The 23503-nt window shown below is 32.4% G+C and carries 20 protein-coding genes and 1 pseudogene; 13 read left to right on the forward strand and 8 right to left on the reverse strand.

Annotated elements, in window-relative coordinates:
- Nucleotides 1-257 precede the first annotated feature (257 nt).
- On the forward strand, nt 258-1925 hold the full coding sequence (locus tag EL082_RS05170; RefSeq protein ID WP_015364899.1) for a formate--tetrahydrofolate ligase: 1668 nt from the start codon (nt 258-260) through the stop codon (nt 1923-1925).
- 45 nt (nt 1926-1970) lie between these two features.
- Here EL082_RS05170 and EL082_RS05175 read toward each other — a convergent pair whose 3' ends face one another.
- Complete coding sequence (locus EL082_RS05175) at nt 1971-2879, reverse strand: transglycosylase domain-containing protein (RefSeq protein ID WP_002467399.1); 909 nt, start codon at nt 2877-2879, stop codon at nt 1971-1973.
- 461 nt (nt 2880-3340) lie between these two features.
- Here EL082_RS05175 and tyrS point away from each other — a divergent pair, with 461 nt between their 5' ends.
- From tyrS to EL082_RS05190, 3 genes are all read left to right on the forward strand, one after another.
- Nucleotides 3341-4603, forward strand: coding sequence for a tyrosine--tRNA ligase (gene tyrS, locus EL082_RS05180; protein WP_002467407.1), 1263 nt, complete (start codon nt 3341-3343; stop codon nt 4601-4603).
- A gap of 33 nt (nt 4604-4636) precedes the next feature.
- Complete coding sequence (locus tag EL082_RS05185) at nt 4637-5101, forward strand: MarR family winged helix-turn-helix transcriptional regulator (protein WP_002467411.1); 465 nt, start codon at nt 4637-4639, stop codon at nt 5099-5101.
- Nucleotides 5102-5229: 128 nt separating this feature from the next.
- Nucleotides 5230-6648 carry a DHA2 family efflux MFS transporter permease subunit gene (locus EL082_RS05190; RefSeq protein ID WP_015364900.1) on the forward strand — a complete coding sequence of 473 codons (1419 nt, stop codon included), beginning with the start codon at nt 5230-5232 and terminating at the stop codon, nt 6646-6648.
- Nucleotides 6649-6671: 23 nt separating this feature from the next.
- Here EL082_RS05190 and EL082_RS05195 read toward each other — a convergent pair whose 3' ends face one another.
- Nucleotides 6672-7898 carry a S1C family serine protease gene (locus tag EL082_RS05195; RefSeq protein ID WP_373364740.1) on the reverse strand — a complete coding sequence of 409 codons (1227 nt, stop codon included), beginning with the start codon at nt 7896-7898 and terminating at the stop codon, nt 6672-6674.
- 188 nt (nt 7899-8086) lie between these two features.
- On the opposite strand from EL082_RS05195, the gene EL082_RS05200 reads away from it, so the two are divergent.
- The 3 genes from EL082_RS05200 to EL082_RS05210 all read left to right on the forward strand — a co-directional run bounded on the left by EL082_RS05200 (nt 8087) and on the right by EL082_RS05210 (nt 9574).
- Nucleotides 8087-8704 (forward strand): lysophospholipid acyltransferase family protein, encoded by a 618-nt coding sequence (locus tag EL082_RS05200; protein ID WP_049415777.1) that lies wholly within the window; start codon nt 8087-8089, stop codon nt 8702-8704.
- 154 nt (nt 8705-8858) lie between these two features.
- Nucleotides 8859-9200, forward strand: a complete 342-nt coding sequence (locus EL082_RS05205; RefSeq protein ID WP_015364902.1) for a hypothetical protein — start codon at nt 8859-8861, stop codon at nt 9198-9200.
- Between the two features lie 59 nt (nt 9201-9259).
- A complete protein-coding gene (locus EL082_RS05210) occupies nt 9260-9574 on the forward strand; it encodes a hypothetical protein (RefSeq protein WP_015364903.1) in 315 nt (104 codons plus the stop codon).
- 54 nt (nt 9575-9628) lie between these two features.
- On the opposite strand, the gene EL082_RS05215 is transcribed toward EL082_RS05210, so the two are convergent.
- On the reverse strand, nt 9629-9955 hold the full coding sequence (locus EL082_RS05215; RefSeq protein WP_103286282.1) for a DUF2147 domain-containing protein: 327 nt from the start codon (nt 9953-9955) through the stop codon (nt 9629-9631).
- Between the two features lie 371 nt (nt 9956-10326).
- On the opposite strand from EL082_RS05215, the gene nagE reads away from it, so the two are divergent.
- Together nagE and EL082_RS05225 are read left to right on the forward strand one after the other, a co-directional pair.
- Nucleotides 10327-11805, forward strand: coding sequence for an N-acetylglucosamine-specific PTS transporter subunit IIBC (gene nagE, locus EL082_RS05220; protein ID WP_002467165.1), 1479 nt, complete (start codon nt 10327-10329; stop codon nt 11803-11805).
- Nucleotides 11806-11908: 103 nt separating this feature from the next.
- Nucleotides 11909-13033, forward strand: coding sequence for an HAD family hydrolase (locus EL082_RS05225; RefSeq protein ID WP_002467167.1), 1125 nt, complete (start codon nt 11909-11911; stop codon nt 13031-13033).
- 70 nt (nt 13034-13103) lie between these two features.
- Here the strand turns inward: EL082_RS05225 and serA are convergent, their stop codons facing one another.
- From serA to EL082_RS05240, 3 genes are all read right to left on the reverse strand, one after another.
- Nucleotides 13104-14699, reverse strand: a complete 1596-nt coding sequence (gene serA, locus EL082_RS05230) for a phosphoglycerate dehydrogenase (protein WP_002467161.1) — start codon at nt 14697-14699, stop codon at nt 13104-13106.
- Complete coding sequence (locus tag EL082_RS05235; RefSeq protein ID WP_002467166.1) at nt 14689-15849, reverse strand: pyridoxal-phosphate-dependent aminotransferase family protein; 1161 nt, start codon at nt 15847-15849, stop codon at nt 14689-14691. The genes serA and EL082_RS05235 overlap by 11 nt, the downstream gene beginning before the upstream one ends.
- Nucleotides 15850-15968: 119 nt before the next feature.
- Nucleotides 15969-16409, reverse strand: coding sequence for an OsmC family protein (locus EL082_RS05240; protein WP_015364905.1), 441 nt, complete (start codon nt 16407-16409; stop codon nt 15969-15971).
- A 77-nt stretch (nt 16410-16486) separates the two neighbouring features.
- On the opposite strand from EL082_RS05240, the gene EL082_RS05245 reads away from it, so the two are divergent.
- A complete protein-coding gene (locus EL082_RS05245; RefSeq protein ID WP_019235952.1) occupies nt 16487-17224 on the forward strand; it encodes a glycerophosphodiester phosphodiesterase in 738 nt (245 codons plus the stop codon).
- A 515-nt stretch (nt 17225-17739) separates the two neighbouring features.
- On the opposite strand, the gene rpsD is transcribed toward EL082_RS05245, so the two are convergent.
- Together rpsD and EL082_RS05260 are read right to left on the reverse strand one after the other, a co-directional pair.
- Nucleotides 17740-18342, reverse strand: coding sequence for a 30S ribosomal protein S4 (gene rpsD / locus EL082_RS05250; RefSeq protein WP_002467124.1), 603 nt, complete (start codon nt 18340-18342; stop codon nt 17740-17742).
- Nucleotides 18343-18570: 228 nt separating this feature from the next.
- Nucleotides 18571-19035 carry a GAF domain-containing protein gene (locus EL082_RS05260; protein ID WP_002467125.1) on the reverse strand — a complete coding sequence of 155 codons (465 nt, stop codon included), beginning with the start codon at nt 19033-19035 and terminating at the stop codon, nt 18571-18573.
- A 135-nt stretch (nt 19036-19170) separates the two neighbouring features.
- On the opposite strand from EL082_RS05260, the gene ezrA reads away from it, so the two are divergent.
- The 3 genes and pseudogenes from ezrA to thiI all read left to right on the forward strand — a co-directional run bounded on the left by ezrA (nt 19171) and on the right by thiI (nt 23485).
- Nucleotides 19171-20865, forward strand: coding sequence for a septation ring formation regulator EzrA (gene ezrA / locus EL082_RS05265; RefSeq protein WP_002467127.1), 1695 nt, complete (start codon nt 19171-19173; stop codon nt 20863-20865).
- Between the two features lie 258 nt (nt 20866-21123).
- A complete protein-coding gene (locus EL082_RS05270) occupies nt 21124-22263 on the forward strand; it encodes a cysteine desulfurase family protein (protein WP_019235951.1) in 1140 nt (379 codons plus the stop codon).
- Nucleotides 22263-23485 (forward strand): annotated as a pseudogene (thiI, locus tag EL082_RS05275) (tRNA uracil 4-sulfurtransferase ThiI). The gene EL082_RS05270 and the pseudogene thiI overlap by 1 nt, the downstream one beginning before the upstream one ends.
- Nucleotides 23486-23503 lie beyond the last annotated feature (18 nt).

A 23503-nucleotide genomic window follows, 5' to 3' on the forward strand; every position in this document is an offset into this window, starting at 1 on the left:
GATTGATTAAGTAGTGTTAGCAAAATAACTATTTCCATACATTAACGATTAAGATAAATATGATTGAGTTTAGTATTTCTAGACTCAATCATATTTTTTGAATATTTCTGATAATAGTAATGTAAACGTTATCAAATATTCGACATCATTGATTGAGTCGGTTATTATTAAAGTTGTAAGAGAATGAGAGTCATTACATATCAAACATTCTTACACTTATTTTTCTATTTATATTATTTACAAGGGGTTGAAATAAGTTGGCACATTTATCAGATTTAGAAATTGCGAATCAATCAAAAATTAGACCTATTAGTGAAATAGCTAAAGAGGCAGGGATTCCAGCAGAAGCCTTAGAGCAATATGGACATTACAAAGCTAAAATTGATATTAACCAAATAAAACCTAGAGATAATAAGGGTAAAGTTGTATTAGTAACAGCAATGAGTCCAACACCAGCAGGGGAAGGTAAATCGACAGTTACAGTTGGTCTATCAGATGCATTTCATGAATTAAAAAAGAATGTCATGGTAGCATTACGTGAACCAGCATTAGGACCAACATTTGGTATTAAAGGTGGTGCTACTGGTGGTGGATATGCACAAGTATTACCTATGGAAGATATCAATTTACACTTTAACGGTGACTTCCATGCGATTACTACAGCGAATAATGCATTATCAGCATTTATCGATAACCACTTACATCAAGGTAATGAATTGGGCATCGATCAACGTCGTATTGAATGGAAACGAGTATTAGATATGAATGATCGTGCTTTACGTCATGTTAATGTTGGTCTGGGTGGTCCGACAAATGGAGTACCACGTGAAGACGGCTTTAATATTACAGTTGCATCCGAAATTATGGCTATCTTATGTCTTAGCCGCAGCATTAAAGACTTAAGAGAAAAAATTAGTAAAATCACAATTGGTTATACACGTGATCGTAAGCCTGTGACTGTTGCTGATTTAAAAGTTGAAGGTGCTTTAGCAATGATTTTAAAAGATGCAATTAAACCTAACTTAGTACAATCAATTGAGGGAACACCAGCACTTGTACACGGTGGACCATTCGCTAATATCGCACATGGATGTAACTCTATTTTAGCGACAGAAACTGCACGTGAATTAGCTGATATTGTAGTTACTGAAGCTGGATTTGGCTCTGATTTAGGTGCTGAGAAATTCATGGATATCAAAGCGCGTGAAGCAGGTTTCGAGCCATCAGCTGTAGTTGTAGTAGCTACTGTGCGTGCCTTAAAAATGCATGGTGGCGTTGCGAAAGATAATTTAAAAGAAGAAAATGTAGATGCTGTTAAAGCAGGTATTGTTAACTTAGAACGTCATGTAAATAATATTAAGAAGTTTGGTGTAGAACCAGTTGTAGCTATCAATGCATTTATTCATGATACAGACGCAGAAATTGAATTTGTTAAATCTTGGGCTAAAGAAAATGGCGTAAGAATTGCATTGACTGAAGTTTGGGAAAAAGGTGGTAAAGGTGGCGTTGATCTTGCTAACGAAGTATTAGAAGTTATTGATCAACCTCAAAACTTCAAACCACTTTACGAATTGAATCAACCTTTAGAAGATAAAATTGAAACAATCGTTAAAGAAATCTACGGTGGTTCAAAAGTAACATTCTCAAGTAAGGCTCAAAAACAATTAAAACAATTTAAAGACAATGGTTGGGACCATTATCCAATTTGTATGGCTAAAACGCAATACTCATTTAGCGATGATCAAACAGCTTTAGGTGCACCAAGTGATTTTGAAATTACAATTCGTGAATTAGAAGCGAAAACAGGTGCAGGATTTATTGTTGCATTAACAGGTGCAATTATGACAATGCCTGGTTTACCTAAAAAGCCAGCAGCATTAAATATGGATGTTACAGATGATGGACATGCAGTAGGCTTATTCTAAATTTAATTAACAAACCCGGTAATGATTATTACCGGGTTTTGCTGTTTAACTTGCATTTTTATTGGGTTTTGTAAGTAAATGTGATTTAATACGATATTTTAATGCTTCTCTATACTCACTTTTAGATATTTTTTCTTCTACTAACATTCGTTTAAGTACATAATGTTGTCTTTGAATACTATAATCTATTTGATTATCTGGTTTTAAATTACCATTTTCTTCGTAGGGTGTATAACCATAAGGGCTTTGTAATAAGCCGATTAAATATGCTGATTGAGCAATATTTAAATCTTTAGGTGGAATCCCAAATAAACTATAAGACGCTGAAGAGATACCTGTTATATTGGCACCGTTATAATCTCTACCAAAAGGTACAATATTTAAATACGTATAAATAATTTCTTTTTTAGACATTATACGTTCAAGTCTTTGTGCTAATATAATTTCATTAGCCTTTCGACTATAAGTTTTTTCATTAGAAAGTACTTGGTTTTTAATTAATTGCTGTGTTATCGTGCTGCCACCGGAACTTTGGTCATTTTGCAATATGTCTTGAAACATTGCTCGTATAATGGCCTTAGGTAAAATCCCATTATGTTGGAAGAATAAAGTATCTTCTGAAGAGGTTAATGCTTTAATGACCTCTGGACTAACATGTTTTGGACCAACAATTAATGAGTTTAAAGAATGATCATATTCGTCTAAAATATCATTATTTTTATAATTAATTAGGTCATCACCAGCAAAGTGAATTACTTTATGTTTAAGTGCGTCGTCACTTATAGATGAAGCTTCTTTAGTCAATTGATGAAAATATATGATGGCTGCTAACAAGATAATAATCGTAAACATTAAACCAATTAGAAAAATGGAAACGATGATATGTTTGAGTTGCTTATAATACTTTTCAAATCGAAACATTTTATCATGTTGTTGTTTCTTCATATTATCCATAGCAAACCTCCTTTATTTAGACCTATTATACCATAGTCGTAAAGTTGACTTTTAAAATAATGTTAACTATAATTAATGGCAAATACATAAGTTTCAGATGAAGGACAAGTAGCTTTTTAGAGATTTTTTAGAGAGTTAGTGGTTGCTGAGAACTAACATGATCTAACTAGTGAATACACCTTATATAACAGTCTGACGTTTGATTAATGAACGTATCATTAGTAAAGAGATAAGAGAGTGTTTATGGATTTCATTATTTAATCTATATATACCTTTAATTCAAGTATGGTGGTACCGTGCAATTGCGCCCTTACATGTAAATATGATGTAAGGGTGCTTTTTTGTTGATTAAATAAATCTATCAATCATACTTATACAAATTTCTAGAATTGGTCTTTAATTCTAAGTTTTACGTTCATCTTAACTTATGAAAATACATAATATATAGGAGGAAGAGAAATATGACAAATGCATTAATAGAAGATTTAAAGTGGCGTGGCTTGATTTATCAACAAACAGATGAAGCGGGAATAGAGGAATTATTAAATAAAGAACAAGTAACGCTTTATTGCGGTGCAGACCCAACTGCTGATAGTTTACATATTGGTCATTTACTTCCATTCTTAACATTAAGACGTTTCCAAGAACACGGCCATCGTCCAATTGTTTTAATCGGTGGCGGTACAGGTATGATTGGAGATCCATCAGGTAAATCAGAAGAACGTGTGTTACAAACAGAAGAACAAGTAGAAGCCAATGTGCAGGGTATTAGTAATCAAATGCATAAATTATTTGAATTTGGTACCGATAAAGGAGCAGTATTAGTAAATAATAAAGACTGGTTAGGTCAAATTTCATTAATTAGTTTTTTACGTGATTATGGTAAGCATGTCGGTGTCAATTACATGTTAGGTAAAGATTCTATTCAAACTCGTTTAGAACATGGTATTTCATATACTGAATTTACGTACACTATTTTACAGGCTATCGATTTCGGTCACTTGAATCGTGAATTAAATTGTAAAATTCAAGTCGGTGGTTCAGACCAATGGGGTAACATTACAAGTGGTATCGAATTGATGAGACGTATGTATGGCCAAACTGAAGCTTATGGATTAACAATTCCTTTAGTAACAAAATCTGATGGCAAGAAATTCGGAAAGTCAGAATCAGGTGCTGTTTGGCTAGATGCTGATAAAACAAGCCCATATGAATTTTATCAATTTTGGATTAATCAATCAGATGAAGATGTGATCAAGTTCTTAAAATACTTTACATTCTTGAGTAAAGAAGAAATCAATCAGTTAGAACAATCTAAAGAAGAAGCACCTCACAAACGTGAAGCTCAAAAAGCTTTAGCTGAAAATGTGACACGTTTTATCCATGGTGAGGATGCCCTGAATGATGCGATTAGAATTTCACAAGCATTATTTAGCGGGGATTTAAAATCTTTATCAGCGAAAGAATTAAAAGAAGGTTTTAAAGACGTACCTCAAGTTGAATTATCTAAGAATACAACTAATATTATTGATGCATTGATTGAAACAGGGATTGGATCATCTAAACGTCAAGCCCGTGAAGATGTTAATAATGGTGCGATATATATTAATGGTGAACGCCAACAAGATGTTAACTACGAATTAACTGATGAAGATAAAATCGAAGGTGCGTTTACGATTATTCGTAGAGGTAAAAAGAAATACTTCATGGTTAACTACAAATAATAGTTGTAATATGTTGTGTGTAGGAGGTAAAGTGTGAATAAAGAAGAAGTCATCATGACAGGGTTACGCAATATGTTTAATAAAATAGCGTGGTTAAATAAAAGTGAAATGCAAGAGGCATTAAAAGATTATAAGTCTAGTGAAGTGCATTGCATTGAAGCGATACACGAATTAGATAATCCTAACGTTAGAAGTTTAACGGAACAGCTATTTATGACTAGAGGTGCAATTAGTAAATTAACGAAACGATTACAATCTAAAAAGTTAGTTGAAAGTTATCAAAATGAGCATAACAAAAAAGAAATTTATTTTCGACTTACGCCTAAAGGACAACAAGTATATCACACACATCAACAACTTCATGCAAAATTTGATGCACGAGATCAAGACGTTTTTGAAAGTTTAACACAACAAGAGTTCGAAAGCATTCAACATTTTATAGAAAAGTATAATCAACATTTGGATAAAGAAATTAAAAATAAAAGACTACAACATTAAGTATGATATTTCGAAAAAAGTGCTCTAATTAATTTTAGAGTACTTTTTTTATTGGCATTTTGTTGACAAGGAAACTAAAAGGGTGTAAATTTGTTGACGAAGAAACAAAAAAGGAGACGTTTTGGTCAATGAAAGAGACACAACATCAGATACCAAAAGAAACAATGAATGCGGCATGGGCAATAGCGATTGGAGCCATTGCACCTATGTTAGATTCAACTATGATTAATATTGGTATACAACAACTTAATCAAACATTTCATACTAATATAGATATCGTTCAATGGGGAATTACTGGATATATTTTAGCACTTGCTATAGCTATTCCTTTTTCAGGGTGGTTAATGAATCATTTTAATAGTAAATATACTTTTATTATAGCTATGCTAGTTTTTGGTATTACTTCATTATTTGTAGGAATCAGTTCGTCAGTGAGTATATTTATTCTATTTAGAATCTTTCAAGGATTTAGTGCGGGAGTTATTACATCACTTATGTTTACCTTACTGGTAAAGACTGCTGGACAAGATCATATAGGGAAGGTTATGGCAATCGTCAGTACACCTATGATCTTTGGACCAATTCTCGGCCCTACATTAGGTGGATTTATTATTCATTTAGCCTCATGGCGGTGGATGTTTTTTATTAACATAGTAGTTTCACTCATTTCTGTACTACTCATGATGAAATATGTACCATCATTCAAACCATTTGATAAGCATAAAAAATTAGATATATGTGGAATTCTCTTATTAGGCATTACGAGTGCAACATTGATTTATGGTATCAGTCTAGCTGGGACGATAGGTTCATTTATGGATAGTAAAGTTATGACATTTATATGCATTGGAGTGGCAGCTATTGTTGTTTATATTTTTTATAACAAACTATGCCATTTTAATACGGTACTACCTTTAAATTTGTTTAAAAGTAAAACGTATTCAGCCTCTATGACAGGATTATTATTAGCTAATGTAGGCATTATGGGGCCGATGGTTATTCTACCTTTATACTTTCAAGAATTTAAAGGTTACTCCGCTATTGGTGCAGCACTAGCGCTAATTCCTCAAGGCATAGGTATGTTAATCACACGACCATATATCGGAACATCTATTGACCGGATAGGGGCCAAAAAAGTTATATATATTAGTATCGTGATTGCTATTCTAGGCACAATTCCATTGATATTTGTTGATGATGAATCATCTATTGCATGGTTGTCGTTCATTTTATTTATTCGTGGATGTAGTGTTGGTGGTATCAATTTAGGTTTAATGGCCGATGCCTACAAAGGTGTTTCTCAGAATCAGTTATCTGAAGCTGGCGTAGGAATTAACATGATTGAAAATATCGGTGCAAGTTTTGGTACAGCAATCATAGCAACTGTTGTAGCTTCTAATTTATCCATGAGACATAGTCATCATGAAATGAGTCATTCAATTGTGGGCTTTCATGAAGGTTTTCTAGTTTCAATGATTGCGATTATACTCATTTTAATTCCAACTTATTACTTAGGTGAAAATAAAACAGGTATGGATGAAAACTAATTTCATCCATACCTGTTATTTATTTATTCTGCAAATTGACTTTGTTTTTCTGAAGAAGTCTGAACTTGTTTCTTCAGTTTCACATCGATTGTTTCAGTTTTACCATCTCGAATAATCGTCAATTTAACGTGTTCACCTGGTTTCTTATTCTCATATAGGTATGTTCGTAAATCTGTGTCTTCTTTTACTGATTTTCCGTCTACCTTAGTGATAATATCTCCTTTTTTCAAGTCACTATCATGATCAACTTTAGCTACATATACGCCAGATTGACTATCCGTATTTAATTCCTTCTTATATGAATCTGGAATATCGTTTAAATTAATTAATCCGATACCTATAGAAGGGCGTTCTATTTTACCGTGTTTAACTAATTGTTCAATGGTAACTTTGACTTCGTTACTTGGTATAGCGAATCCAATTCCCTCAACTTGTTCTGAGGCTATTTTCATAGAGTTTATGCCAACTAAATTACCGTTGATATCTACCAAGGCACCTCCAGAGTTACCAGGGTTAATTGCTGCATCAGTTTGAAGTACATTTACTTTTGTATTTCCACCAGTGGTATTTGCATCAATAGTACGTTCATTTGCTGAAATAATACCTGAAGTAACTGAATTAGCAAATTCTAGGCCTAGAGGGTTACCCATAGCAAATACACTATCACCTGTTTGTACTTTAGATGAATTAGCAAAGTCTATAGCTTTGATACCTTTCGTATTATTAATTTTTAATACGGCAATATCAGTGACTGCGTCTTTACCAACTAATTTTGCTTTAACTTGTTTAGAATTGTGTAACTGAACCTTAATCTCAGAAGCACCATCGATAACGTGATTATTGGTAACGATATATGCTGAACCATCACTTATTTGATAGATAACTCCTGATCCAATACCAGCTTCTTCAGGCTTAGATGTCTTTCCATTCAGTAAATCGTCCAAGTTCGTTGACTTTTGCATATTAATAACACCTACAATTGCTGGTGATACATCTTTAATCATCTCATGAACTGAACTATATTTATCACTTTTACCATCCAATTGGTTACCACCTTTACTATTAGAAGCTTCATTAACAGTGGCACCATTTTGATTGAAAATGGTATGATCTAGTAGTTTACCAATACCCAATACAAGTAATGCACCTATGATACCTGCTATTAATGCAACGAGTATAGTTTTAAACCAAGGAAACTTAGGTTTATTATATCGAGATGGCTGATTGTTAGAATCAAAGGATTGATTCATTTGTGTATAATCTGACATATTTGACCTCCAATTAATTTTTCTCACAATATAATTATGTAATTTTTTTCACAAAAACGCTAGTTTTCTGCAATCAGACTTTAGACTTATTTCATGCTTATCTTGTTCAACAAGTATGTAAATGATAAAATCTAAATGTTAAATAGAAAACAATAAGAGTAGGTGTAACTATGTATAAAGTGATTAGTAGTATCTTGTATTTTATTTTAGTAAAGTTAGGTAAATCTTTATTTGTTATAGGTACAGAAAATATACCAAAAGACAATCAATATGTTGTGACTTGTACACATGAAAGTTATAACGAAGTGATTATGTTAGGTATGGCTATTTATCCAAAGCAAATTCATTATATGGCTAAAAAAGAACTATTTAGTAATAAATGGGGCGGTAAATTTTTAACTGCATTAAATGCATTTCCGGTTGATAGAGAAAATCCAGGGCCAAGTACATTAAAAAGACCGATTAAATTATTAAAAGAAAACAAAACAGTTGGCATATTCCCAACTGGTCATAGAACATCTGCAGAAGGTGCACCATTAAAACGAGGTGCGGCAACAATAGCCATGTTAGGTAAAGCACCTATATTACCTGCAGCATATGTAGGTCCAAAAAAATTACATGGGCTCGTTACTGGGCAAGCATTAATAAAGTTTGGTGAACCTATTGATACAAGTAATTTACCAAAAGACTTAAAAAGAAATGAAAAAGTAGATTACTTAACAAAAGAAATCGAACGCCAAACAACAGCATTGCAAAAAGAATTAAATGAATTAGCTAAAAATTTATAATTAAACATTAAGGTTGGATAGGGATTCAATGAAATATTTGAATCATATCCAACCTTTTTAATATGTTTTTTAATGTATAAGTAAATAGACAATATGTGTCCTCCATCATTCTTATGATGTACAAAACATTTTAAATTTTAGGGGGACATTTTAAATGAAAAGAATAATTGTATTATGTTTAGGCATGCTTATTTTGTTAGCAGCATGCGGTAGTAAAGTAGATGGTACATATAAAAATGATGAAATGAGCATTAAAGCAAGTAAAGATAGTGATCGTGCAACTTTACATCTAAAATCACTAGAAAATGATGGTGGTATTTTCGGAGTAGAAAAAAATGATGGAAATGTTGAAGGGCGAATTGACAAAGATAAAAAAACAATGTCATTTGATGTGCAGGGTGAAACCATGAAATTTGATTATAAAGTTAAAGGGGATAAACTCATATTAATTAATCCAGATAAAGATGATGAAAAAATTGAATTGAAAAAAGAGTAATTTAATTTTGTGGTAGAAAAAGAATTTCACTCAATTGTATATTGAAAGGTGTTAACAGTATGAAGAAAATAATAGTGGTTACACTTACAATGGTATTTTTATTAACAGCTTGTGGTAATCAAATCTATGGTAAATATAAGGTGAAAGACAACGGAGGGACAATAGAAATTAAGAAAAACGATAAGTTTGAGATTTCTAATGAAAATGAAAAAGGCGTCTTGAATGGTAAAATTAATAAAGATGATAAAATCATAACAATATATTATGAAAATCATCCAATGAAAATAGACTATAAGCTAGAAGATGATACATTAGAATTAAAGTTAAAGGCAGGTTCTGACGAAGAAGTTGTCAAAGCAAAAAAAGTAAAATAATGAGTATATATCATGCCCGTTAAAATCAAGATTCGATATTAACGGGCATTAATTTTATTGTTTGATTTTCTCGAATTTTCTCTCACTATCATCGGGTTTTTCATCCGGTTTTTCTAACGCGTAAATCGCCTTTTTACCAACTTTTAAATAACCAGTTGAACCGCCCAAATTAATTTTTGCAAGGTCTTTATGGTCTTTATCATCTTTTATTGATCCTTCTGCAGTTTCACCGTCAGTTGTGACTTTAAGCGATTCACCTTTAATAGTGATAATATCACCATTCTCATTTTGCCATTTACCTTCAGCCTTTTTAGTAAGGCTACTTGAACATGCTACTAATAATACACTTAAAATTGAAATTAATACTAAAATCTTTTTCATATAGCTCAACCTCCTTATTGATTGGCCTCATTTTATCAAAAAATCAAAAAGTTGTGTATAACATATTTTGCTTAATTTGTTATAAATAGATTAGTATAAAATATCATAATTACTTTTATTTCAATGTGAGTTTTAATAGATGTGTTATTCTGTCAAATTTGAAAAAATAAAAAACTTGAAAAGTTCATAATTAGCATGAAAATGCAATTTTAATTATCTATTGATTCTGATACAATATGTAAGGATATAAGTTGATATGACAGTGATTTACATCATTTTTTCATACATATAAATTTACTAATTGGATGATAAAGATGAGCAGTTAAAAATTGTCATTTAATCATTCAACAAAAATAAAGGGGGATTGTTACATGTTTAAATTTTTTCAGAATTTAGGTCGTTCACTTATGTTACCAGTTGCTGTATTACCAGCTGCTGCTATTATTGTTGGTATAGGTAACGCGCTTAACGCTTTGCATGCCTTACCTCAAGTGGCTCAATTCTTTGTTGCAGTAGGAACTACTATTCTTGAGCAACTAGGTATATTATTTGCTATAGGTGTTGCAATAGGTATGGCAAAGAAGAATGATGGTGCAGTCGCATTAGCTGCAGCATTAGGCTTTTTTGTAGTAACCAAAGTATTATCACCAGATAAATTAGCACCAATATTGCATGTTAAGCCATCTTCATTAGGTGAAGCATTTGACAAGATGGATAACGGCAACGTATTTGTTGGTATCATTATTGGTCTTATTGCGGCTTATACCTATAATCGATTTAGTGAGACAGAGTTACCACTCGCATTATCATTTTTCAGTGGTAAACGTCTGGTACCTATACTAACCGCATTTTTCTGTACATTTATAGCTGTTATTCTATTATTTGTATGGCCAGTTGTATATAATGCTATTGTGACGTTTGGTACTTGGATTGTAGGTATGGGGCCATTTGGCGCATTTATTTATGGTGTAGCCAACCGTTTATTAATTCCAACGGGTTTACATCATGCATTAAATACAGTATTTTGGTTTGATACAATTGGAATCAATGATATTGGTAAGTTCCAAACAGGTAAAGATGCTGTACATGGTATTACTGGTCGTTACCAAGCAGGGTTCTTCCCAATTATGATGTTCGGTATGCCTGCTGCAGCACTAGCAATGTATCATACAGCTAAAACATCTCAACAAAAACAAGTATATGGTTGGTTCCTAGGAAGTGCGATTGCTGCCTTTTTCGTAGGTGTTACAGAGCCAATTGAATTTGCATTTATGTTTGTTGCACCTATATTATATGTTATTCATGCATTGTTAACTGGATTATCATTATTTATTGCTGCTACTTTCCACTGGACAGCAGGATTTTCATTTAGTGCAGGACTCATTGATTATGTGTTATCTCTAATTAATCCTGTAGCCAATCATCCTTTAATGCTATTAGTTCAGGGTGTGGTATTCTTCATTTTATATTATGTCATCTTTAGATTTGTAATACAGGTCTTTAATTTAAATACAATTGGACGAGGTGACAATGAATTAGTTGATCCAACTGATGAGGATGCTATTGAAAAAGAAAATGCTGATACTAAACAAAGTAGTGGAAGTAAATATAGTAAATCAGCTGCACAAATTCTTGATGGTTTGGGTGGCGCTCAAAATATTACAACATTGACAAATTGTGCGACAAGACTCAGATTAGAGCTTGAAGACAATGCTATCATTGATGAACAAAAAATTAAAAACGCAGGTGCTGTAGGTGTGACTAAGAGTGGTAAACATTCTACTCAAGTCATCATTGGTACTCATGTGCAGCAAGTTGCAGACGAGATAGAGAAGCAAATGGAAGCATAATATTTTTTAATACTGTAGGGCAAATTCAAATGATGAATTTGCTCTATTTATTTTCAACATGTATATTATATAGTATCAGAATTTTCTGAAAGGGAGTTTGTAGATGAAATCAGTATTGTTTGATGTGGATGGTGTATTTTTAAGTGAAGAACGTTGCTTTGATGTGTCAGCTTTAACAGTCTATGAGTTACTTATGGATCAAATGTATTTAGGTTTAAAACCTGACATAGATCTAAGTCTACTTAAAAATGAAGACATTGCTCGAATTAGATCGGATATATTCGTCAATGATGAAGTTTTAAAAAAGTTGAAATCACTTGGTTTAAACTCTAATTGGGATATGCTATATATTGTATTTAGTTTACATTTTATTCAAATATTAAAAGAACTATCATCTAATGAAGTTGAAAAGATACTTCAGTATCAACAGATTAGTGGTAATCTATTACAAGAAATAGGCCAATTGATAAAGTTCGATGATCAGATTGATTACCCATTGCCACTTAAATTTTTAGAACATGTGGAAAGCGGGAAGTCTAATATCTTCACTCGTTTACAAGATTATGCAAGAAATGAATTAAATACAAATCAAGTTTCATTCTTTGAATTTAAAAGTCCACTTTGGCAATTAACACAATCAATATATCAAGAATGGTATTTAGGGTCAGCATTGTTTAAAGATGTTGAAGGTTATGAACCATACAAAGATAATAAAAGTGGTTTTATTCATCATGAAATTTTATTACGTCCTATTAAAGAGATTCAACATCTATTAAATGATTTGCAAGATAGTGGCTATCAAATTGCAATTGCTACAGGTAGACCAAGAACGGAAACACTCGTGCCATTCGAATCACTGAATCTACTATCATATTTTGACGAAATGAATATTGTGACAGCAAGTGAAGTATTAAAATCTGAAACGATGTTTCCTGAATACAAACCTTTAGGGAAGCCGAATCCATTTAGTTATATTGCAACATTAAATGGAAATAAGGAAGAGGAATACTTCAAATATATAACTCATCAAAATAATATAGTTAAAAAAGAGGAAGTATTTATTGTAGGTGATTCACTAGCAGATTTATTAAGTGCGAAGAAAATTGGCGCTACATTTATAGGAACTTTAACTGGATTAAAAGGTGAAAATGCTAAGAAAGAATTAGAAAATAACGGTGCCGATTATATTGTTAATCACGTAGGGAATATAAGAGACATATTATTATAATAATAAAGCTACAGAATATAAAAGAGATGATGGAAAGTCTTCACTCATATATTCTGTAGCTTTTATTGTGTTACAGAGTTAATTTAGTGCTTATAATCTTATTAAATGGTATCGCATTGTTAAGTTCAGCAACAAGTGCATGTGATGCTGGTTGGTCAATAGATAATATCATGAGTGCTTGACCACCTTCATTCGTTCTGCCTAATGTCATTGAACCAATATTGATACCTTTATTTCCTAATAAATTGCCTGTTTTACCAACTATACCTGGTTGATCATTGTGACATGTTACGATTTGATATTGACTTGGTTTGAAATCTAATGAGAAATTATTGATTCTAACAATTCTTGGTCCAAAGCCTGATAAAACCGTACCGCCGATTTTAATTGTGTCTTTATCATTAGATAATGACAATTCTATATAGTTACTAAAACCTGATTCATTTTTATTTTTTTCAATATGATAGGTCACATCTTGCTGATTTAATAAAGCTAAAGCATTGATAATATTGACCTCATCTGCAAAGTCATCTTTTAAAATATGCGTCACTACGGTTCTTGAGATGAGGCTTGTATCTATTTTTGCTACATCTCCACCGTAAGTAATCGTAACTTCACTTGGTGCACCTTCTAAGAGTTGAATACCGAATTCCCCAATAGTAGTGGCTAATGATAAGTAATCTTTAACATTTTGGTCAACCTCATTCATGTCCATTTTAGGTGCGTTAACCGCATGTTCTACGGTACCTTTTGTTAAAATATCAATGATTTCATTTGAAACAGAGACAGCTACTTTTTCTTGCGCTTCAACAGTAGATGCACCTAAGTGAGGTGTCACTATAATTTTATCATGTTTAATTAATGGTGAATCTAAAGGCGGTTCATGCTCAAATACATCTATGGCAGCTCTTGAAATTTGAGATTGGTCTAAGGCCTTGATAAGTGCATCTTCATCAATTATGCCTCCTCGGGCAACATTAATAATTTGTAAATTAGGTTTAGCAAGATTAAAGAAGTTCTCGCCAACAATACCTTTTGTTTTAGGTGTTAATGGCGTATGAACGGTTACAAAATCTGACTTTGAGGCAATCTCTTCTACAGTAGCTAGTTGAATATCTAATGATTTAGCTTTATCTTCTGTTAAATAAGGATCGAATGCCAATATTTGCATTCCAAAACTTTGTGCACGCTTGGCTACGCCTAACCCAATACGACCTGCACCTATAACACCTAATGTTTTCTTATATAATTCTGTTCCGCGAAACGCTTTTCTATCCCATTTTCCAGATTTAAGAGATTGATGGGCTTGTGGTATATTACGAGCCATAGCTAAAATCATTGCAATGGAGTGTTCAGTTGCTGAGATAGTATTGCCATCAGGTGCATTGATGACTAGAATGCCTTTTAATGTTGCAGCCTCTATATTAATATTATCGACACCGACACCTGCTCTAGCAATTACTTTTAAATTTGATGCAGCTGTAATGATTTGATCTGTGACTTGCGTTTGGCTTCTCACTATTAATCCATCATATTGTGGAATTATCTTTACTAAAGCCTCATCAGTTAAATCAGTATAAATATCGACGTCAAAATCAGGATGTTCTAATAAACTTTTAATACCTTCATCTGAAATTGGATCAGAAACTAAAATTTTATGACTCATGCTGAATTACCTCCATAAATTTTGTTACACCTTTACCAATATAATTTGCGTTTCTATATTCAGTAAGAATAAGTTCTAAGGCAGAAACAACGGATAGAATATCGAATGGTGAGACTTTCCCCATATGACCAATTCTAAGTATTTCACCTTTAAGATGTCCTTGACCACCAGCAATAGTAATATTAAATCTAGATTTAAGTTGATTTTTAATCAATGCCAATTCATCTTTGGAATTTGGAATAAATGCTGTAACAGTGGGGGAAGCTACATCATCTTTAACTAATAATTTTAGGTCAAGTGCTTTAAGTGCAACACGTAGTGCGTCACGAATCATATAATGACGTTGAATAACATGGTTCAAACCTTCATGTTTTACTAAATCGACGTAAGCATTTACACCTCTAAATAACGATACATTAGGTGTGAAAGGTGTAGAGTGTTTCGTAGATGCATCTACGTATTTGTTTAAATCAAGATAAAATCTTGGTGTAGTCACTTCATTAAATCTTGACTTTGCTCTGTTATTATAAGCGACAAAAGCTAAACCTGGTGGTAACATTATTGCTTTTTGACTACCTGACACTAAAACGTCGATATGGTCTTTGACCAAGTCGACATCAACAGCACCAATACAACTTACGCCATCGACTACAAAATAGATATCTGAATCATATGATTTAATTGTTTGTCCAAGTTCATGAATCGGGTGTAATACACCAGTTGAGGTTTCACAAAATTGTGTGAAAATAGCAGTGACTTTGACATTTAAACTTTTGAGATAATCTAAGAAAGAATTGATATCAACGGATTCGCCCCAAGTAACATCATAAATATGGACATTTTTATAATATGTTTCAGCTATTTGTTTGAAACGATTACCAAAGGCGCCGGATACAATAATGACAATATGATCTTCAAGATTAGCGATATTTAACATACTTGCTTCTAATACACTCGTGCCACTCGATGTTAATATCAAGACATCATTTTGGGCACCGAATATTGGTTTTAAGCCACTGTAGGCATTTTCGGCGATTGTTTCAAAATCAGATGAACGATGACCTACCATAGGTAATTGAATTTGAGACATAATTTCATCTGGCACTGGGGTTGGTCCAGGTGTAAGTAAAAGGGGTTGATAATAATGCATAAGTCATTCCTCCAAGTGTAATATTCAACTATTTTAACAAATATTCTGAAAATTTAAAAGGTGAAATTAATAGCTATCAGAGTTTAGAAATTATTGCCCTATATCTGATAGCTTGAAAGTTATTTTACAGTTGGTTCTATCTTGACGATAACATTGTTTTTAATTGAGTTAGAAATCATGCAATTATTATCAGCAATTTTCAATAATTTTGGTAATCGTTTTTCTAAATTGTCTTTATCATTGTCTGCCACTTTGATTTCTGGATAATGTGTGATGGATGTCATTTTGAATTTTGCATTTTCAAATACAGCATTGCCGATGGATTGCTGTGTAATTGAAATGTCTTTATAACCAGCTCTTTCAAGTGTTGCTGCCAAGGAAATAATATAGCAAGATGATGCTGCACTAACTAACAGTTCATCAGGATTAGTACCTATACCAGTACCTTCCAAAGACGAAGGAATAGAAATTTGTTCATTAATCACATCACCAATAACTTCTCCTACTTCATTTCTACCACCTTGCCAAGTGGTTTGAACTTTAAAGTCATGTTGAACCATTTAGATTGACCTCCTGTGTCATTATGGTAATTTAAGTTTAGAACATTATTAATCAGATGAAAAGAAAGGTGACTTTCATGTCGAATGAACGTTCAAATCAATCATATCAGTTAATAGCTCATCGTGGATTACCACAAGACTATCCTGAAAATACATTAATAGGGTACCAACACGCGTTAGCATTACCCATTGATATGTTAGAAATTGACTTACATTTTACAAAGGACAAACAACTAGTTGTCATTCATGATGATACGATTGATCGTACATCTAATGGAAAGGGTAAAGTTAAAGATTATACATTAGAAGAATTAAAAAAATTTGATTTTGGTTCTTATCATGATAAGCGTTTTAAAGATGAACAAATCCCAACATTCGATGAAGTATTAGACATACATTCTAAAAGTTCTAAAAAGTTGCTAATTGAAATTAAAAAGCCTAGCCAATACCCTGGAATTGAAAAAATGATTGTAGATAAACTTAAAGATTATCATGTTCCATCGTCTAAAGTTATATTACAATCTTTTGATTTTGAAAGTATAAATAAATTAGCACAAATGAATGTTCCATATGAACTAGGTGTATTAATTAGTAAGAAAAAATATTGGTATAAATCACCTGATTTTAAAGCAATTGCAGAAATTGCTAACTATATTAATCCTAATTACAGCATTGTTAATAAACATTTTATGGAAAAAGCACATGTTGAACATTTAAAAGTGATGCCATATACTGTCAATGATTCTAAAGAAGCAAGGAAACTCATAGATTTACATGTTGATGGCATTATTACGGATATACCTGATAGGTTATAAGGAAAAATCAATATGCAGAAAGGGGAGTGGGACAGAAATCATAAAGAACCACTAACCATTGAATATGAAGTGGTTCTTACGCATTAGCCACAGCTAATATGTACTTTAAAATAGGAATACATGAGTGAAACTTATGCATAAGAAATACTAATTTCTAAAGAAAAAGTATTTCTTTATCGTTGTCCATCCCCAACTTGCATTGTCTGTAGATTTTCTTTTCGAAATTCTCTATGTTTGGGGCCCGTCCCCCCCGGTAAGGGTGATTAGAAATGAAAAAGCTTGGTACATTAGACCGTCTTTGTAATTTATTACTTAGACGGTTTTATGCATGAACTTTAGTTCATGTATACCGCTAAAGCTTAATTTGAACACATGAGTCAATACGCATGTGTAAGTCATCTACGCCTATATATGAATGTAACTTGACGTATATATCTATGTCCCAGCCTGTAATTATTTATGGAAATAAAAAAACACCCAATCTCCAAAGAGAAAGGGTGAAGAATATAAACATATTATCTTGAGTAGTACTCAACGATTAATTGTTCATTGATTTCAGCTGGTAACTCGCTACGTTCAGGGAAACGAACGAAAGTTCCTTTTAAGCTGTCTGCATCAAAGTTTAAATATTCAGGAACAAAGTTGTTGATTTCAACAGACTCAGTAATGATATTTAATTTTTGAGATTTTTCACGAACAGCGATTTCTTGACCAGGTTTTAATGAATATGATGGAATGTCTACACGACGGCCATCAACTTCGATATGACCATGGTTAACTAATTGACGTGCTTGACGACGAGTACGTGCTAAACCTAATGAGTAAACTACTGCGTCTAAACGACTAGCAAGTAAAATCATGAAGTTTTCACCATGTACACCGTATTGTTTAGCAGCGATGTCAAATGTGTTACGGAATTGACGTTCTGTCATTCCATATAAGTAACGTAATTTTTGTTTTTCACGTAATTGTAAACCATATTCTGATAATTTTTTACGTTGGTTTGGACCATGTTGTCCTGGTGCGTAAGGACGTTTTTCTAATTCTTTACCTGTACCGCTTAAAGAAATACCTAAGCGACGAGATTTTTTCCAGTTTGAACCTCTGAATCGAGCCATAATAAGACTCCTCCTTTTTCTTTTTTGTTGTTATGAATAAACAAAAAAGAGTGTTATATGCTTATTAAGATATGTTGTTTTATGTGTCTTCACCTTATAGCGACAGTTACACGGCACGTCCGCATTGGGAACAACATAGAGCTCAATAATATACAACTGCTATTTTCGTTAATTCACACAAACTTCATTGTAACAGTTTATGCGTAAGAGTCAATACTTTTAATTAAACTATTTAATTTGGTTTTCTATGATTGAAACCACTTTTTCTAATTCTTTGCGGTCTTCATCATTAAATCTGCTTTTTATTGGCGCATCAATATCTAAAACACCAATAATTTTATTGTCCTTATGTATTGGAATGACAATTTCAGAATTACTATTTGCATCGCAGGCAATGTGTCCAGGAAATTGGTGGACATCTTTAACAACTTGTGTTTCATTATTAGAGACTGCTGTACCACAAACTCCCTTACCAATTTGGATATGTACACAAGCAGGATGACCTTGGAAAGGACCTAAAATCAGTTCGTTATTTTCAATTAAGTAAAAACCAACCCAATTAACTTGGTCTAAGTGATCATTGAGAAGTGCAGATGTATTACTCAATATCGCTATTAAATTTGATTCATCCTCTATTAAGCTAATGAGTTGTTTTTGTAGTAAGTCATAATTTGTGTTTTTGATGTCTGACATAATGTCTCCCCTTAACCGTTATTTTATATAAGTATAAGGTGTTTAAAATATTCTATCAATAAATACATTTTCTGATTTAATGAGAAGACAAATTACGTTATAATATAGAGTGATAACATAGGAGGAGAAGTATATATGGTGTTATATATCATTTTAGCAATAATAGTTATAATATTGATTGCTGTGGGTATCATGTTCTATTTGCGATCGAATAAACGACAGCTCGTTGAAAAAGCTGAAGAACGTAAATTAGATATTGAAAAATTACCTTTTGATCAAAATATTAAAAAATTATCTAGTTTAAACCTAAAAGGTGAAACTAAAACGAAGTACGATGCAATGAAGAAAGACAACTTAGAAAATACTAATCAATACTTAGCTCCTGTTGAGGAAAAAATTCACAATGCCGAAGAACTTTTAGATAAGTTTAACTTTTCAGGTGCTCAAGCGGAAATTGATGATGCACATGAATTAATGGATCAATATGAAGCAAGTTATAATAATCAAGTTTCACAAGTTGATGAAATAGTTGCATTACATAAAGATAACGAATCATTATATGAAAAATGCAAAGTAGATCACCGCGAAATGAAGCGAGATATTTTAGCTAATCGTCACCAATACGGTGAAGCTGCTGGTCCATTAGAATCAGAAATTGAAAACTTTGAACCAAAGTTATCTCAATATGAAGTTTTAAAAGCAGACGGCAATTATGTTCAGGCGCATAACCATATTTCAGCGTTACATGAAGAAATGCAACAATTAAAAGAATATATGGAAGAAATTCCAGAATTAATTCGTGAAGCTCAAAAAGAACTTCCTGGTCAATTCCAAGATTTAAAATATGGTTGTAGAGATTTAAAAGTTGAAGGCTATGATTTAGATCATGTTAAAGTGGATGGCACTGTTCAAAGCCTTAAAACAGAATTGAGTTTCGTAGAACCAATGATTAGTAGATTGGAATTAAATGAAGCGAACGACAAACTTGAATATATCAATGATAAGTTAGATGAAATGTATGACTTAATCGAGCATGAAGTTAAGGCAAAGAATGAAGTTGAAGAAACTAAAGATGTTATCACCGATGACTTATTCAAAGCCAAAGATATGAATTATACATTAAAAACAGAAATTGAATATGTTCGTGAGAATTACTATATTAATGAATCAGATGTTCAAAGCGTCAGACAATTTGAAAATGAAATTCAAAATCTAATCTCAGTATACGATGAAATTCTTAAAGAAATGTCTAAATCCGCTGTTAGATACAGTGAAGTACAAGATAATTTACAATATTTAGAAGATCATGTAAGTGTGATTAATGAAAAGCAAGATAAATTACAAAACCATTTAATCCAATTACGTGAAGATGAAGCGGAAGCTGAAGATAACTTACTACGCGTACAATCTAAAAAAGAAGAGGTTTATCGACGCTTATTGGCTTCAAACTTAACAAGTGTGCCAGAACGCTTCATTATTATGAAGAATGAAATCGATTATGAGGTGCGTGAAGTTGATGAACAATTTAGTCAAAGACCAATTCACGTCAAACAATTAAAAGATAAAGTTGCTAAAATCGTCATTCAAATGAATACATTTGAAGATGAGGCGAACGATGTATTAATTAATGCAGTTTATGCTGAAAAATTAATTCAATATGGTAACAGATATCGTAAAGATCACCAAAGTGTTGATAAAAGCTTAAATGAAGCAGAACGTTTATTTAAAAACAATCGTTATAAGCGTTCTATTGAAATTTCAGAACAAGCACTTGAAAGTGTAGAACCCGGAATTACGAAACATATTGAAGAGCAAGTAATTAAATCATAACGATTTGAATTGATATCAAGACATGGTTTCCATTTTATTGGAAGTCATGTCTTTTATTTTTACAAAAAAATAGTATAATGCATGAGTATGCTTATTTAGAAAAGCTTTTTATTAGTTAAATAACGATATAATTATAGTTGAACTGAACAAATAATTCCGCATTGCATTCTCAAAATGTAAATAAACGATATTAAGAATATTTGGAAAGTAGTATATAGAATTAGCAAAGTAAAAAATGTAGAAAGTGAAGTGTTATCAGTGATTTATTTAGATAATGCAGCGACAACCAAAGTAGATCCAAGTGTCTTGAATTCATTTGTAAAGGTAAATGAAACACTTTATTATAATCCTAATAGTCCTCATCAAGCAGGCTTACAAGCAGAAAGATTATTGCAACAAGCGAAAGAACAAATTAATCAAGCACTTAGATTAAAAAACGCTTATGATATTATTTTTACAAGTGGTGCTACAGAATCTAATAATATAGCGCTAAAAGGAATAGCTTATCGCAAAAAAGATACAGCCAATGAAATCATTACATCAGTATTAGAACATCCTTCGGTATTAGAAGTAGTAAGATATTTAGCTGAAAAAGAAGGTTTCGTATTAAAATACGTCAATGTTAAATCAAATGGTCAGATAGATATTGAACATTTGAAATCCATCATGAATGAACGGGTAGGACTTGTGACATGTATGTATGTCAATAATATTATGGGGCAAATTCAACCAATACAACAAATTGTCAATGTGCTAAAAGATTACCCTAAAGTGCATTTTCACGTAGATGCAGTTCAAGCTTTAGGTAAAATACCATTAGATTTAGAAGGTATTGATAGTTTAAGTTTAAGTGGTCATAAATTTAACGGTTTAAAAGGACAAGGACTTTTAATCACAAGAACAGCACATAATATCGAACCCATTATACATGGTGGAGGACAAGAATTTGGTGTGCGCAGTGGTACAGTTAATTTACCTATGGCAGTATCTATGGTAAAAGCTATTAATAATGCAGTGAAACAGACGGATGAATTGCATCAGAAGTTGACGTCTTACCAACAACAAATTAGAGAGATGGTTCAATCTTATCCTGGTGTTAAAATAAACTCACCTAAAGATGCTGCTCCACAAATCATCAATATAGGATTTCCTGGCGTCAAAGGTGAAGTGTTAGTCAATGCATTCTCTAAACAAGATATTATGGTATCAACTACGAGCGCGTGCTCTTCAAAAAGAGGTAAGCTCAATGAAGTATTACTTGCAATGGGTATTTCAGAAAAACAAATTGAAGGAAGTATTAGGATATCAATGGGGCAAATGACTACACAAAAAGATATCGATAGCTTTAAAGAAAAATTTGAAATGATATATGAAGAAGTGAAGGAGTTGTTGAAGTAATGAAATATGACCATTTAATAGTTAGATATGGTGAGTTAACACTTAAAGGTTCTAACCGTAAAAAATTTGTGAACCAATTAAAAACCAATGTGACACGAGCTTTAAAGCCCTTAGATGGATTCCATATTAAAGGTAAAAGAGATCGTATGTACATTGAGTTATTCGAAGAAGCGGACATTGATGAAATCATTCATCGATTATCCAAAGTCTATGGTATCAAATCAATAAGTCCAGTATTGAAAACAGAAAAGAATGATCAAGCCATGGCTGATGTCGCTGTACAATTAGCACAATCATTTGATAAGGGTTCAACATTTAAGATTGATGTTAAGCGATCAGATAAGTCCTATCCTAAAGATACTTATGAGCTACAACGAGAAATCGGTGGAGCGGTATTAAAAATGTGGAAGGATTAACTGTAGATGTGAGACAACCACAACATGAAATTCGTGTAGAAGTACGTCTAGATGCAATCTATATATATGTGGAAGTCATTCAAGGATCTGGAGGTCTACCAGTAGGTACAGGCGGTAAGACCTTATTAATGTTATCTGGCGGTATAGATTCACCAGTTGCAGGTATGGAAGTAATGAAACGCGGCGTGACAATTGAAGCGATACATTTCCATAGTCCTCCATTTACGAGTGAAAAAGCTAAAGAGAAGGTAATAGAATTAACACGTATTATGTCTGAACGTGTTGGTCCAATTAAATTGCACATTGTACCTTTTACAGATTTACAAAAACAAATCAATAAGTCAGTTCATCCAAGATATACGATGACATCAACTCGTCGATTAATGATGAGAGTAGCAGATCAATTAGTCCATAAAATTGGCGCTTTAGGTATCGTTAACGGTGAAAACCTTGGGCAAGTAGCAAGTCAAACACTAAATAGTATGTATGCGATTAATCATGTTACATCAACACCAGTGTTACGACCTTTATTAACACTTGATAAGGAAGATATTGTAAAGAAAGCTAAAGAAATTGGTACATTTGAAGTTTCTATTCAACCTTATGAAGATTGTTGTACTATTTTTACACCTAAAAACCCAGTAACTGAACCAGACTTTAATAAAGTGATGGAATACGAAAGTGTGTTTAACTTTGATAGTATGGTAGATGATGCAGTTGAAAATATAGAAACAATTGTAGTAGATAAAAATTATAAATCTGAAAAAGATAAATCAACAGATGCTTTAATGGAAGATTTATTCTAATAAATAATCGCAAAGGGG

It is taken from the genome of Staphylococcus warneri, from assembly GCF_900636385.1.
GTDB lineage: Bacteria > Bacillota > Bacilli > Staphylococcales > Staphylococcaceae > Staphylococcus > Staphylococcus warneri.

Excerpts from the sequence above, each read along its gene's own strand:
- EL082_RS05175 (WP_002467399.1), bottom strand. The coding sequence starts at position 2,879 with ATGGATAATATGAAGAAACAACAACATGATAAAATGTTTCGATTTGAA.
- tyrS (WP_002467407.1), top strand. The coding sequence starts at position 3,341 with ATGACAAATGCATTAATAGAAGATTTAAAGTGGCGTGGCTTGATTTAT.
- EL082_RS05190 (WP_015364900.1), top strand. The coding sequence starts at position 5,230 with ATGAAAGAGACACAACATCAGATACCAAAAGAAACAATGAATGCGGCA.
- EL082_RS05195 (WP_373364740.1), bottom strand. The coding sequence starts at position 7,898 with ATGAATCAATCCTTTGATTCTAACAATCAGCCATCTCGATATAATAAA.
- EL082_RS05200 (WP_049415777.1), top strand. The coding sequence starts at position 8,087 with ATGTATAAAGTGATTAGTAGTATCTTGTATTTTATTTTAGTAAAGTTA.
- EL082_RS05205 (WP_015364902.1), top strand. The coding sequence starts at position 8,859 with ATGAAAAGAATAATTGTATTATGTTTAGGCATGCTTATTTTGTTAGCA.
- EL082_RS05210 (WP_015364903.1), top strand. The coding sequence starts at position 9,260 with ATGAAGAAAATAATAGTGGTTACACTTACAATGGTATTTTTATTAACA.
- EL082_RS05215 (WP_103286282.1), bottom strand. The coding sequence starts at position 9,955 with ATGAAAAAGATTTTAGTATTAATTTCAATTTTAAGTGTATTATTAGTA.
- nagE (WP_002467165.1), top strand. The coding sequence starts at position 10,327 with ATGTTTAAATTTTTTCAGAATTTAGGTCGTTCACTTATGTTACCAGTT.
- EL082_RS05225 (WP_002467167.1), top strand. The coding sequence starts at position 11,909 with ATGAAATCAGTATTGTTTGATGTGGATGGTGTATTTTTAAGTGAAGAA.
- serA (WP_002467161.1), bottom strand. The coding sequence starts at position 14,699 with ATGAGTCATAAAATTTTAGTTTCTGATCCAATTTCAGATGAAGGTATT.
- EL082_RS05235 (WP_002467166.1), bottom strand. The coding sequence starts at position 15,849 with ATGCATTATTATCAACCCCTTTTACTTACACCTGGACCAACCCCAGTG.
- EL082_RS05240 (WP_015364905.1), bottom strand. The coding sequence starts at position 16,409 with ATGGTTCAACATGACTTTAAAGTTCAAACCACTTGGCAAGGTGGTAGA.
- EL082_RS05245 (WP_019235952.1), top strand. The coding sequence starts at position 16,487 with ATGTCGAATGAACGTTCAAATCAATCATATCAGTTAATAGCTCATCGT.
- rpsD (WP_002467124.1), bottom strand. The coding sequence starts at position 18,342 with ATGGCTCGATTCAGAGGTTCAAACTGGAAAAAATCTCGTCGCTTAGGT.
- EL082_RS05260 (WP_002467125.1), bottom strand. The coding sequence starts at position 19,035 with ATGTCAGACATCAAAAACACAAATTATGACTTACTACAAAAACAACTC.
- ezrA (WP_002467127.1), top strand. The coding sequence starts at position 19,171 with ATGGTGTTATATATCATTTTAGCAATAATAGTTATAATATTGATTGCT.